7 protein-coding genes are annotated in these 14574 nt (G+C 49.0%); 6 read left to right on the forward strand and 1 reads right to left on the reverse strand.

The genetic code is table 11. The features are described 5' to 3' along the window. Window positions 1-120 precede the first annotated feature (120 nt). From recC to EGC76_RS09760, 6 genes are all read left to right on the forward strand, one after another. A complete protein-coding gene (gene recC, locus EGC76_RS09735; protein WP_128352807.1) occupies window positions 121-3585 on the forward strand; it encodes an exodeoxyribonuclease V subunit gamma in 3465 nt (1154 codons plus the stop codon). Then, window positions 3582-7205 carry an exodeoxyribonuclease V subunit beta gene (gene recB, locus EGC76_RS09740; protein WP_128352808.1) on the forward strand — a complete coding sequence of 1208 codons (3624 nt, stop codon included), beginning with the start codon at window positions 3582-3584 and terminating at the stop codon, window positions 7203-7205. The genes recC and recB overlap by 4 nt, the downstream gene beginning before the upstream one ends. Beyond that, complete coding sequence (gene recD / locus EGC76_RS09745; RefSeq protein WP_128352809.1) at window positions 7202-9136, forward strand: exodeoxyribonuclease V subunit alpha; 1935 nt, start codon at window positions 7202-7204, stop codon at window positions 9134-9136. Before recB ends, recD begins: the two co-directional genes overlap by 4 nt. After that, complete coding sequence (gene arfB, locus EGC76_RS09750) at window positions 9129-9545, forward strand: alternative ribosome rescue aminoacyl-tRNA hydrolase ArfB (RefSeq protein WP_128352810.1); 417 nt, start codon at window positions 9129-9131, stop codon at window positions 9543-9545. The genes recD and arfB overlap by 8 nt, the downstream gene beginning before the upstream one ends. A 98-nt stretch (window positions 9546-9643) precedes the next feature. Next, window positions 9644-12172: an acylase gene (locus tag EGC76_RS09755; protein ID WP_128352811.1), complete on the forward strand. Its 2529-nt coding sequence runs from the start codon at window positions 9644-9646 to the stop codon at window positions 12170-12172. A gap of 156 nt (window positions 12173-12328) precedes the next feature. Then, window positions 12329-13609: an NAD(P)/FAD-dependent oxidoreductase gene (locus tag EGC76_RS09760; protein ID WP_128352812.1), complete on the forward strand. Its 1281-nt coding sequence runs from the start codon at window positions 12329-12331 to the stop codon at window positions 13607-13609. Here the strand turns inward: EGC76_RS09760 and EGC76_RS09765 are convergent, their stop codons facing one another. Continuing rightward, on the reverse strand, window positions 13610-14509 hold the full coding sequence (locus tag EGC76_RS09765) for a MaoC/PaaZ C-terminal domain-containing protein (RefSeq protein WP_128352813.1): 900 nt from the start codon (window positions 14507-14509) through the stop codon (window positions 13610-13612). Window positions 14510-14574 lie beyond the last annotated feature (65 nt).

A 14574-nucleotide genomic window follows, 5' to 3' on the forward strand; every position in this document is an offset into this window, starting at 1 on the left:
ACTATAGATAAAATTGAACAGTTCACAATATCACTATACAGCGCCCCAGATTGGTGTAATCCGCTGGTTTAAGCCGCGGTATTTCGTTAGGATGAGAACTAGACATGCAGAGGAACAGTCATGAGCGCGCTTACCCCAGGATTCATAGTTGCCCACAGCCATCGGTTACAGGACTTAACCGACCTTGTGGTGTCGATTAGCAAACAGTATCCGCTGGCGCCGCTGGCGACTGAGACCAATTTAGTGCAGTCCAATGGCATTGCGCAGTGGTTAAAACAACATCTTGCCGCTGGGTTGGGAATTGCGGCAATGGTTGATGTCACCTTGCCAGCACGTTTTCAATGGCAAGCATACCGCGCAGTGCTGGGCGATGATTTACCGCGCCACTCGCCGTTCGACAAAGACCGACTAACCTGGCGTATTTTGCGTGTATTACCCGCACATCTCAACGAACCGGAATTTGAGCCATTACGGCGCTACATGGCCGATGATACCGACCAACGTAAATGTTTTCAGTTAAGCGAACGGCTTGCAGATTTGTACGATCAGTATCAAATATATCGAGCCGATTGGTTAAGTGCTTGGGCCGAAGGCGATTTCAGCACAGCCCCGGATACGCAGCAGTGGCAGCCATTGTTATGGCGCTATTTGTTGGCGGATGTTGGCGACTCTCGTTGGAACAACCGTGCTTACTTGCATGAGCAATTCGTTGACCAATGCCAGCAAGTGACTGTTGCGACTCGACCCTCAAAGATTCCACAACGGGTGGTTGTATTCGGTATTTCAAGCTTACCCAAACAAACTTTAGAAGTTCTGCAGGCACTGAGTCGTTTTACGCAGGTGGTGCTCTGTGTGCATAACCCTTGCCAATATTATTGGGCGGATATTATTGATGGTCGGGATATCTACCAGCAGCACATGAAGTCGCGGCGCCGGAGTCGCCATCAGGCCGAGCTTAGTCCGGCTGATTTACATGCAAACAGTCATCCATTATTGGCATCATGGGGGAAACAGGGGCGCGACTATATTCGGTTACTTGATCAGTTTGATGAAACCGAACAGCTACGCGGCGAATTTCCAACCTTAAAGCTGGATATGTTCGAGCAAGAGCTACCGCCAGAGCCCACTGTGCTTGAAGCATTACGTTTTGATATCTTACAGCTCAATGCAACGGCAGATGCCAAGCAACAGTGGGCAGATATTCAACTGAACGATGAAGCGTTGCAGTTCCATAGTGCGCATAGTCCACAACGTGAAGTGGAAGTGTTGCATGATCAGTTGTTAGCGCAGTTTGCGCAAAATCCCGACTTAAAGCCGCGCGATGTGATGGTTATGGTGCCAGATATCGATCGTTATGCGCCGCACATCGAAGCCGTGTTCGGTCGGGTAGAACGCAGTGACCCAAGATACATTCCCTATAGCTTGGCTGACCAAGGTGCGCGCCATCAGCACCCGATGTTAATTGCATTGGAATACGTTCTCACGATAGGGCAACAGCGCGCCAATGCGAGCGAAGTTTTTGATCTATTACAAGTGAACGCGATTCAAAACCGCTTTGCTATGCAACCTTCCCAATTGGCAACACTGCAACATTGGATTGATGCGGCGGGTGTGCGCTGGGCACTTGATGAGCACCACCGGCGTCACTTGCAGTTACCAGAAACTCACCCCAACACCTGGCTTTTTGGCCTGCAGCGCATGGTGCTCGGGTACGCAACTGGGGACGTGGAGTCGTTAGATTCAGCCTGGCAAGAGATTGAGCCGTTAGTCGATGTCGGCGGGCTAGACGCCGATATTGTCGGTGCTCTGCAGCAATTTGTGCAAGTGTTAACTGATCATTTTGAACATGCAAGCCAAGCGTATACACCACAGCAATGGGCCACGTATCTGAACACACTTTTATCCCGGCTGTTTGCTCCTGAAATCGATGCCGACGTGGTATTAATGAATCGCTTGCAGCAGCGCCTGCAGCAGTGGTTGGAAGCAACGCAAAGTGCTCATCTTGATACCCCAATTTCATTAGCTGTAGTGCTAGAAAGCTGGCTGAGCAGCGTGGATGAACCAACACTGAATCAACGGTTTTTGGCGGGTAGCGTTAATTTCGCAACGTTGATGCCAATGCGTGCGATTCCATTCAAGTGTGTTTGTTTATTGGGAATGAATGACGGTGATTACCCGCGTACGCAAAAGCCCTTTGATTTTGACTTGATGGCGCACGACTATCGGCCCGGCGATCGTTCCCGCAGAGAAGATGACCGCTATTTATTTTTAGAAGCTATCCTGTCAGCGCAAGATTGCCTTTATATCAGTTGGCAAGGTCGCAATATTCGCGATAACAGCGAAAAGCCACCGTCGGTTTTGGTGAGTCAATTGCTGGAGCATATTCAACATACCTATGGCGCGCGCCGCAATGGTAAACCATGGGTGTTAGAGCACCGCTTGCAACCGTTTAACAATGCCTATTTTTCGGCTGCAAAACCGACATCTCAAGGGTTGTTTACCTATGCGGATGAATGGCATTTAGTGCATCATCAGGGTGCGGAAACGCCCGAGAGTGGTGCCGCGCTGCCGCTATGGATGCCTTCGCGTGCGCTGACGGTGAAGCAACTGGCCGATTTTATGAAGGAGCCAGCAAAATTATTTACTCAAGTGCGCTTCAACACCTACCTCAGTGATCGAACCATGAACTTGCGTGATGAAGAACGATTCGCACTTGATAACCTCGAGCGTTGGCAGCTACTGCAGCCAACCCTAGAGCAGGCAATACAAAGGTTGCGCGCGGGTCATGACGTAGGTGCTGCCGCTGCGACCATAGTAGCGATGTTAGAGCGTTTTCAGCGTGCTGGTGAAATACCTCCGGGGGCCGCTGGCGTTGCCATGAAGCAAGCGCTTTATGACGACACGACCGGTTTGTTGGAGCGTGCGGAAGAGCTATTCACAGACTATCCTGAAGCCGTGGATAGTGTGCAAATTCAGCGGAATTTCGAATCTGGGCTGATGGTAGAAGCAACGTTTTCGAACCTACAGCAAGGCGCAACAGGTGACTGGCTTTGGCTGCATGTTACGCCGTCTGTGGTAGTGGATAATAAAGTTAAAAGCTATAAACCTCGGCCTAAATATGCCGTGCAAATTTGGGTTGAACATTTATTACTAAATAGCCACCACGCCACCCACAGTAAAATTTTGGGGCGCGAGGGCGTGATAGCTTTTGCCGCAATGCCAAAAGCGGACGCTCAGTATCTTTTGGATAAACTCATGCACTATGTTGCTATTGGGTTGCAAGAGCCATTACCTATGGAGCTTGAAACCGCTTTCGCCGGCATCAAGGAAAACCATAAAGACTGGTCAACATCCTTCGACTTTGAGCAGGTAAATGCTGTTCACCCCAAAGCGCAAACGTTCTATGAAGAAAGCACACAGAATCATACCGCGCAGATACTACGTGCGGTGTATACCGCGCGGTATTTCCCTAGCTATCAGTGTTTAACACAAAGTGAACGCTTCAATGAGTTGGCGCAAGCGCTGTATCAGCCAATGATGCAAGCACTGTTGTCGAACTCAGTGGGTAACGAGGCGACTCAATGACAACAATTAATTCCCTGCAACCACTTACGTTTCCGCTGTACGACAGCCGTTTAATTGAGGCCAGCGCCGGTACCGGTAAAACCTATACCATTGCCGCTTTGTATTTACGTTTGGTGTTAGGGCACGGAACCAGCCGTTGTTACACCCCTGACGAAATTTTGGTGGTGACGTTTACCGACGCCGCAACTGAAGAACTGCGCAATCGTATCCGCGCGAACTTAAGTGAAGCGGCGGCTTTCTTCCGCGGTGACATTGACGCAAGCGATGAATTTTTGTGCCAGTTGAAAGCTGAATTTCCCGTCGCTGAGCATGCGCAACATGGTCGCGTTCTGGATTTGGCTGCACAAGCAATGGACGAAGCCGCGGTGCATACTATTCATGGTTGGTGTAACCGCATGCTACGTGAACACGCGTTTGCGAGTGGCAGCTTATTTACACAACAGTTAAATACCGACACCCAAGCGTTGTGGGAGCTCGTCAGTGAAGATTATTGGCGAACTTATGTGAGCCCATTAGCTGATCACGAATTACCTCATTATCGGTTAATAACCACAGAGTTCAGTGATCCCCAACGACTATTTCAAGCAGTACGTTCAATTTTGAATCAAGGGCAGTCAGCGACGTTGCCAGCGCCGACTGAACTGTTGCACCAACAGCTTGGCGCTGAGCAACAGGTGCGTGAGCAATTTTATCAGTACCCTTGGGCTCAATGGGCCGATGAATGTGAACATATGCTGCAAGAATTGCGGACGCAAAAACTGGTTAACGGTAATAAATTGCGGGCAGATTCTGTGCAGAAATGGTTTGCTCAGATACGGGATTGGGCGGTCACGATTTCTTCACCAGATGCGGATTTATTGCCGCCTTTAGATCCCGTTTCGGGCTGGCAGAAACTAACGGCTGACGATCTGCAGCACAATTCATTAAAGACCGATCTGCCCGCGCACCCATTATGGGATAAGCTCGCTGCCTTAAAAAGCGCCGTTGATGGGTTACCCAAGCCGCGCGCAGGTTTACTGCAACACGCCGCAAAGTGGATGCAACAACGTTTCGCTTTTATTCAACAGCAACGCGGCGAAATGGGCTTTGATGATATGTTGACGCGTTTGCGTTTTGCCCTGCATGGTGAGTTTGGGGATGCCTTAGCTGACACTGTTCGAAGCCAATTCCCGATTGCGATGGTGGATGAATTTCAAGACACGGACCCCGTGCAGTATGCAATTTTTGACAAGGTGTACAACATTGAAAGCACCTATCCCGATACCGGTATATTTTTAATTGGTGACCCGAAACAGGCGATTTACTCCTTTCGTAATGCAGACATTCATACGTATTTAAAAGCGCGTTTAGCAACCACGGGCCGCCACTATACGCTAGGCACCAATTACCGTTCGACAGCGTCAATGGTAGCCGCCAGTAATAACTTGTTTTTACAGGCGAAAGACACGCCTCGCGGAGCATTCTATTTTCGAGATTTAGACACGGGGAACGACCCACTGCCTTTTATACCTGTTGAAGCAAATGGTTTAAAAAGCCGTTTCAGTGTCAATGGTGACGTGCCATCTGCCATGCAGTTTGATTGCTACATTACGGATAAGAAAGTTGATAATTATTCGCTAAATTCCATTTTGGCTGAGCATCAAGCTGAGCAAATTGCGCAGCTACTGAACAATCCGAATGCCGGCTTTGAACACAATGGTGAACTAACGCGAATTCAACCAAGCGACATTGCGATATTGGTGAATAGCGGTACCGAAGCCAAAATGATTCGTGCGGCTCTGCGCGCGCGGGAAGTCCAAAGTGTGTATTTATCCGATCGTGATTCTGTATTTGCCAGTTCACAGGCGGTTGAGTTACTTCGTATTTTGCAAGCATGCGCACAGCCACGTGACCCAAGCTTGTTGCGTGCTGCGCTGGTGAGCCGATTACTGGGGTTATCATTGCATGACATTGATTCTGTCTTGAATGACGAATTGAAATGGGATGGTTTTGCTGAGCAAGTGCTCGATTACCACCATCGCTGGCAACAGCGCGGTGTGTTAGCAATGATTCAACGCATGTTACACGACTATGATGTGCCAGCACGCTTGTTGCGTGTCGTAGACGGCGAAAGGCAACTAACCGACTTGTTGCATATGGCAGAATTATTACAGCAGCATGCCGCTGTAAGTGAAGGAATGGCGGGGCTGTTGCGCTATCTGGCCGAGCATATTGAGCTGGCGCGTGAGGGAAACAGCAGTACCGATGCAAAGGAACAGCAAGTTCGACTCGAAAGTGATAGTCAATTGGTGCAAGTGATCACCATCCACAAGTCAAAAGGGCTGCAGTACCCGCTGGTATTTTTGCCGTTTATTGCCTGCACCAAAACGTTGGACAAACGGGTCAAGTACCCAGCGGTTTATCATGACGCGGACGGCAGCATTAAAGTTGCATTGGATAAAGGTGATGATGCAGTAGCAGCAAAACTTGACCAAGAACGCCTTGAAGAAGATATTCGAAAGTTATATGTGGCGGTAACGCGGGCTCAATTCGCCACCTTTATTGGCTTAGCGCCCTTTAAAACTTTAGCAGATACTGCGTTAAATTATTTATTGAGCGCTGGCAACCAGCTTGATTTGGTCCAGTGGACGCCACCAGATAGCTGCTCGGTTGCTGTTGTAGCAGACGACGTGGCAGTCACAAAATATTGCCCAGAATCGCAGGGTGCCGTGGCTATTCAATACTGCACAATGCCAGCAGAACATAGGTTTGAACCTTGGTGGGTAGCAAGCTATAGCGCGCTGAAATATGGTGACTGGGTCGCTGCTGATGATGCTGACAGCGAAAATGCGCTTGAAGAACAACGTGACACAACACCGCAACCGCAAGTTGCGCCGTTGCAAAATACCATTCATAGCTTTCCGAAAGGCGCTGAAGCCGGTACCTATTTGCACAATCTGTTAGAAGATGCCGCCGAGGAAGGTTTTGTAGCGCTTGCGAAGCAACCCGCATTAGCCGAAGCCTTTGTGCATGAACGCGCGCAACTTGCACCATGGGAGCCGCATCAAGCGGTGTTAACGGGTTGGCTGCAGTCGATGTTAACAACGCCGCTGCCAGTTGCTGACGACAACATTTGTTTGGCTGACCTGAAGAATTACCATGCCGAGCCGGAATTTTGGTTTCCAGCCCATAAGATTGATGCCCAGCAGCTTGACCTGCTTGTTCGGCAATACGTGTTGCCTGAGTTTGATCGGCCCAAAGTGTTACCGATGCAACTCAACGGAATGCTCAAGGGATTTATTGATCTTGTTTTTGAACATAACGGTCGCTATTACGTTGCAGACTATAAGTCGAACTACTTAGGTGCTGATTTAGCTGCTTACACGCACGCCGCCATGCGCGATAAAATACTCAGCAGCCGTTATGATTTGCAGTATGTAATTTATTTGGTGGCACTGCACAAGTTATTACAGTCTCGCTTAGGTTCAGCGTATGACTATGACACTCATGTGGGCGGTGCTGTGTATTTATTCTTGCGCGGTATAGAGGCACCCAATGCCGGTGCATTTTATGATCGGCCACCACGCCAACTTATCGAACAATTGGCTGATTGGTTTGTAGCACAGGGGGCAATGGTATGATTCGTGAGCTTCAGCTGTGGTACCAACACCAATGGATTCGAGCTATTGATGTGAGTTTGGCAGAACAACTGCAACGCCAACTTGGTAAGGGCAATGAAGCCGTCGCACTCATGGCGGGTTTGGTTAGCTATCAACTGGGGCTGGGGCACCCGTGCCTTGATCTTACCCAATTGTATCGGGACGCTAACGCGACTTTGGCGCTCCCACCAGATCATGCACAGCCGGAGAGTCTTGAGCAATGTCAAAAGCCAGCCCAATTATTAGCGGGTATTTCCGGTTTAACCTCATTAGAACAATGTCAGCAGTTGCTGAGCCAAAGCGCTGCCGTAAATACACCTAACAGCCCCTTGGTGTTGGATGGAACGCGACTATATTTACGCCGTTATTATACCTACGAGCAGCGCATTAAAACCGATTTAACACAACGTATGAGTACGCAACAGAACGTTGATACAGCAGCACTGAAACAGGTGTTAGATGCATTGTTTGGCACCCAGAGCGAACTAAGTTGGCAGCGTAATGCCTGTGCAATGGCGATGCGTAGCTTGTTTACGATTGTCACTGGGGGCCCAGGTACGGGGAAAACCTATACGGTCGTGCGTCTATTGGCCACATTACAACAACTTCGTGAGCAAGCTGAACCGTTGCGTATACGGCTTGCCGCGCCGACGGGAAAAGCTGCCGCGCGAATGAGCGAATCCATTGGCGAAGAGCTTGGGTCATTACCCCCGGGTAGTGACCTGAGTAAAGATATTTCAACCGAAGCGGTAACTTTGCACCGTTTACTGGGTACCTTACCCAATTCGCGTGGATTTCGGCACAACAGCAATAACCCTTTACACACCGATGTGTTAATAATCGATGAAGCATCCATGGTTGATATCGAGATGATGGCAGCTGTTGTTGCTGCTTTGCCCGCTCACGCTCGGCTTATTTTACTTGGTGACAAAGATCAGCTCGCTTCAGTAGAAGCTGGTGCAATTTTGGGGCAGTTGTGCGACCAAGCCGAGTACGGACACTACACGCCGGCCTTAGCGAGTTGGCTAAATGCCACATCGAATTACTCGATACCGGATGACAAGATTGATTCCAGTGGCGAACTCTGGCCTTACCTCCAACACACCACCATGTTTCATGAAAGCCGTCGATTTGACCCTAATAAAGGCATTGGAAAGTTGGCGCATGATGTTAACGTTCAGGATACCGATTGGCTGGCTGGGTGGTTACGCAATAGCCAAGCGATTGCCGCCGCGCAACCGGAATTTGATAATATACAAGTGGTACAAACCCAACTGCCAGGTCATGCATCAATCAAGCACTTGGTAGAAGCAGGGTATGCGCCATTGAAAGCTTTAATTGAGGCAAGACCTGACAGTGACGACGACCAACAATTGGACAAGTGGGCGGTTGCGGTATTAAATCAGTTGGCACAATTTCAGTTGCTAACCGCGATACGTGATGGTGATTGGGGCATGCACCAGTTTAATCAGCGCGTCGCTTATTGGCTGTACGGCGATAAAGTTACTGAGCATGGCTGGTTCGTTGGAAGACCCGTTATGGTGACGCATAATGACTATAGTATGGACTTGCGCAACGGTGACATTGGTATGGTGCTCCAGAGGCGTGCAAATGACCCGTTGCGGGTTGCATTTCAGACTGCCGATGGTGCTATTCGCTGGATACTGCCAAGTCGATTGACGCAGGTGGACACGGCTTATGCAATGACCATACACAAGTCGCAAGGATCGGAGTTCACCCATACGGTTATGATCATGCCAGAGCACGATGTGCCCATTTTAACCAAAGAGCTGTTGTACACAGGTATCACGCGTGCAAAAGAGCGCTTTACGTTGGTGAGTGCGCAACCGCAATTAGTGATAAAAGCAATAAAACGACGCATCCAACGTAGCGGCGGACTTGCTCATGGTTGATATTGTGATTTCCCAACGTGTGACTATCCCCGAACGGGAAGTTGAATGGCAATTTATTCGATCATCCGGCGCGGGCGGGCAAAACGTGAATAAAGTTTCGACGGCCGCTCAGCTAATTTTTGATATTCGCGCATCGTCACTACCTGAGCTTTATAAAGAGCGTCTGCTAATGCTGCGTGACCATCGGGTAACCCAAAGTGGGAAAATTATTATCAAGTGCCAAGAATCACGAAGCCAATTAAGTAATCGCGAGTCGGCTTTGGCGCAGTTCGTCGCATTAGTTAAGAGTGTCGGCGCAACACGAAAAAAGAGAATTCCAACCAAGCCCTCCAAAGCAGCCAAGCAACGGCGGGTTGATTCGAAGAAAAAGCGCAGTTCAATCAAAGCGATGAGAGGAAAAGTTGATTAATTTTTGAGCTTGAAGCTCCGATCAGTTCGGGCCATACTGCTGTTGATTTACATGTTTGCAACAAAGCATAAAAATACGAACAACAAGTAGGTAAGCTCATGAAAAATAATTTATTCAAACGTAACTTGCTGACATCGTTGATGTTGTCTAGCAGTGTGTTGGTGCTTGCTGCGTGCGGCAGCAGCTCAAGCGATACGCCTCCAGACAGTGGCGAGCCGACCACGCCACCACCACCAACCGGCTTAGCAACTTTTGCGCCAAGTGGTGAGCTCAGCGCCGATATCACCTATACGGATTATGGTGTGCCGTATGTGAAAGCAGACAATATGGAAAGTTTAGGGTTTGGCGTTGGCTTCGCATTTGCAACAGACAACCTTTGCATTCTGGCGGACCAAGTTGTTAAGTTCAATTCTCAACGCGCCTTATACTTTGGCCCAGATGCAGTGCCGGGCTCTGGTGATTCAGAAAACCTATTAACCGACTTCGGCTTTTTAACCTTAGGTATTCGTGCGAACGCGGAAGCGGGTTTTGAACAAATTAGTGAGAACGCTCAAGCACTTCTAACCGGTTATGCTGCGGGCTATAACAAGTATATCAACGAAACCGCAACCGCAGATATGGACCCAGCTTGTGCGGGGCAACCATGGGTTCAAGAAATTACCCCACTTGATGTAATGACCTACGCACAGGGCGTTGCTTTGTTGCCAGGTGCAGCAAACTTTACCGGGCCACTGTTTTTGGGTGTACCGAACAACCAAACCTTCGTGACCTCAGAATCGGGCGAGCCGTTGGCATTAAACTTTGATGCTTCAACTGTTGGCATTCCTGATACAAACCCAACCGAAGCAGGCTCCAACGGATGGGCAATTGGTAGCGACTTGAGTGCGACAGATAAAGGCATGTTGATAGCCAATCCGCATTTTCCTCACACGGGCAACCAACGTTTTTGGCAGTTTGGTATTGAAGTGCCAGGCCACTTAAAAGTGGTTGGTGGCTCACTCTCAGGTATGCCAGGTATCATCAACATTGGCTTTAATGAAAATGTTGCGTGGACACACACATTCTCGACGGCTTCGCGCTTTACCATTCATCGCCTCACGCTTGACCCTGAAGATGAAACAGGTACGAGCTACATGTTGGACGGTGAAAGTGTACCCATGACAACTAAAACACATGATATTCGTGTTGCAACCGGCCCTGATTCTTTTGTGACCATGCGTAAAACCAGTTACTACAGTGAATTTGGTCCAGTGATTGTGATTCCAAATGCATTGCCTTGGGGCACGGATCAAACAGGCACCGATGTAGCATTTGCATTGCATGATGCTAACTTACCGAACTATGACTTATTCGATCATTGGCTAGGTATGAATATGGCGGAAGATATTGCCGCCTATAAACAGACTTTCGTGGATTTCACGGGTACGGTCTTTAACAATGCGATGGCCGTTGATGCTGATGGCAACGCGTTCTTTACCGATGGCTCATCGGTGCCGAACATTTTGCCGGAAGCACTCGCGCAATGGGCAGAAGACCCGTTATACCAAGCGCTTACCCAGCAAGCTGACTTATTCATTTTCCCTGGCGACGACAGTGCGTTTATTCCGCAAGGCACCGTGCCTTTCGAACAGGCGCCACAGCTTGAACGTACCGATTTTGTTCAGAATTCAAATGATAGCTTTTGGTTAACCAACCCAGCAGCACCTATCGACGGTCTTTCGCCATTGTGGGGGCCGGTTGGCAATCAGCAGTCATTGCGTTCGCGCTTGGGTCAAAAGATGCTCGCTGAAGGTGGCTCTGTCGATGGCCGTTTCAACCGCGCAGACTTGGTTGACCGCCTAATTGGCAATCGTACTTTCTTAGGTGAAGCTGTGCTGACTGACCTGTTAGCCTTGTGTGAAAGTCAGGGCGCAACACCAGTTGATATGCCAGATTCAAGTCAGGTCGTGATTACCCCAGCTTGTGATGCTTTAGCGTTGTGGGATGGGCGTATGAACCGTGCCAGCCAGGGTGCCATGATGTTCCGTGAGTTCGCATTTGAATTCAATCGCGCGCCACAATGGCAAGTTGCTTATGACCCAGAGTTGCCAACAACAACCCCAAATACGTTGGCAGCAAACAATACGGTATTGCAGCAACTGGCAACAGCACAGCAGCGCATTGTCGATGCGGGCCTTGATCCTGCCGCAACGCTAGGAAGTGTGCAGTTTGTTGAGCGTAGCAACCCGACCGGAACAGCATCAGGTGTTAAGTTACCGTGGGCCGGTGCACACAATATAGAAGGTGGTTTCAACGTATTCCGCAGCAATATGGGCAACGATGGTACGCTATTGCCGCGTCATCGTTATCCATTATTACCTGGCAGTGACTTGAGTGCCGAAGCAGGTGGTTACCACATCACTTATGGTTCGAGTTGGATGTTCGCTATGGAATTTACCGACGAAGGCCCACAGGCTGAAGGTTTGTTAACGTACTCACAGAGCGGCAATGTGCTCTCTGATCATACCCTTGATCAAACCATGCTGTACTCAGCAGAACCACAGTTGCGCCCGCTTCACTTCACTAATGAAGATATTGAAGCGAATGCAACTAGCACACTAAACTTGAGTGGTACAAGTTTAAGATAAACAGCACCTCTGCAGCGAAGGCGGCCCGCGATTTAATTGCCGGCCGCCTTTTTTTGTTTACAGTCAAATGTAAAAAAATTTAATTTAGCAATTGACGAAATACCCATATCAGCTCATAGTTATTGCACAATAATTAAGCAAAGCTAGGAGTTTAAAATGGCTCGCGTAATCGTTGTTGGTGCTGGTCTTGGTGGTGTTTCGGTGGCTTTTGAGTTGCGCGAGAAACTTCCCAAACAGGCACAAATCACAGTTGTTGGTGAAGGTGCCGAGTTCAATTTTGTTCCTTCTAATCCATGGGTCGCATTGGGTACGCGTAAGCGCGACGATGTGGTGATGCCAATTGGCGACTTCTTTAGTAAGCGAAATATTGAATTTTCTCCAGCGGGCGTTAAAGAAATTCATGCCGCCGAAAACCGCTTAACCTTGAATGATGGCAGTCAACACGATTATGACTATTTAGTTTTGTGTACTGGACCGAAGCTTGATTTTGCTGCCGTTGAAGGTGCTGGGCCCGAAGCTGGTGGTTCACAGTCCATTTGTACCGTCGATCACGCGGTAACGTCACATCAGGACTTCTTAAAGCTGTGTGAAGCGCCTGGGCCTGTTGTCATTGGCGCGTTGCCGGGTGCAAGTTGTTTTGGTCCTGCTTACGAATATGTATTAACACTTGAGTACGAACTACGAAAACGCAAAATTCGTGATCAGGTACCGATTACTTTCGTAACGCCTGAACCCTATATAGGGCACATGGGGCTGGGGGGCGTTGGCGACTCGAAAGGTTTAATGGAACACAAATTCCGTGAGCACGGTATTAAATGGATTTGCAACGCAAAAGTGACAAAACTTGCCGAGGGTCATTGTCATTTTGATGAGATGAATGAACAGGGTGAGGTGGCTAAGCAGCATCAGCTTGACTACGTGCATTCAATGTTTTTACCGCCGTTCAAAGGCTCACCGGCGGTGGCTGCTGTACCAGAGCTCTGTAATCCGAAGGGTTTTGTGATTACCGACAAACACCAGCGCTCGCCGAAGTATCCTAATATATTTGCAGCGGGCGTGTGCGTGGCCATTCCGCCAATAGAAGCAACACCGGTGCCCGTTGGCGCGCCTAAAACAGGCCTCATGATCGAGTCGATGACAACCGCTATCGTAAGTAATATTGAGGTGCATGAAGCCGGGGGTACTGACTTTGTCGAGCCAACGTTGAGCGCCTTATGCTTAGCTGACATGGGCAATACCGGTGCAGCATTCTTGGCTGTACCGCAAAACCCGCCACGAAATCGTAATTGGACAGGTAGCGGGCGCTGGGTACACTGGGCAAAAGTAGCTTTTGAGAAATACTTTATGTACAAAATACGACGCGGTACATCTGAGCCGGTCTATGAACGCGTTTCACTGCGCTTTATGGGTGTTGAGCGACTGAAATCTAAGAAATGATCAGTCGTTGGCGAAGCTGAAGCTGCCTTCTAAACGTTGGAGGTGGTCTTCAGCACCGCAAATTTGATAGTTACCACCGCTTGTCCCTTCGCCAGTTTCAGGTTTTTGCCACAGTACTATTTTGGCTGGCAAAGGCACTGGGCGCTTAAAGTTGACGTCAATTCGATCAATCGGTCTGCCTGCGGCACGTTCAATTTCCGCTTGTGCGCGCGCTGACATGTACATTCCGTGAATGATCGGCTGATCAAAGCCAAACCAACGTGACAGTAACGGGTGTAAATGGATGGGATTAAAATCACCGGAAAGCCGCGCGTAGTCGCGTGCAATTTTTGCTTCAATGTGCCACGAGTTAACTCGCAACCATTCGCTTCCAGGTGCTTCAGCAATTTTTTGTTCGCGCGGTTTACGAGGCCCCTCAGGCTGTTTGGGCATAACTTGATATTCGCTGACACAAGTTGCAACCCGTTCGTCATCTTGCCAAAACTCAACGGTAAATAAAGGGCGTAAACGACGCGCTGATACTTTTGGGCCACGGGCAGGAATTTTGATTGAAGCTTTTAGAATAAAATCAATATCGGCAGCAATGGGTTGATGACGTTCAACTCGGTTGCTGACATGCACTAACCCTGGTGCTGGCCATGGGAAGTGCTCACCAAGCATTTGTGCTAGGTGCACGCGTTGTGCCAAGCAATAAATAAGCGTGATAGGCACTTCACTCACAAAGCCGCCAAAGGCCTCGTGATACCGTTTTAATTGATCAGGCGTAAACGCAGGTGCGCTGAACTCTGCGTCCAGAACATTCGCATCGGCGGGTTCTTGTTCATTCCGCGCAACTGTAAACAGTGAGCGAAACAACATACCCGGAAGGTTCGGTAAATTAACCGGTTGTTCGACGTGCATTAGAACTTCATCCTTAAATCAACGCATCGATGTCGACTGTACATCGTCAATTACGTGTTTATGTA

It is taken from the genome of Pseudidiomarina gelatinasegens (assembly GCF_004025325.1).
Lineage (GTDB): Bacteria > Pseudomonadota > Gammaproteobacteria > Enterobacterales > Alteromonadaceae > Pseudidiomarina > Pseudidiomarina gelatinasegens.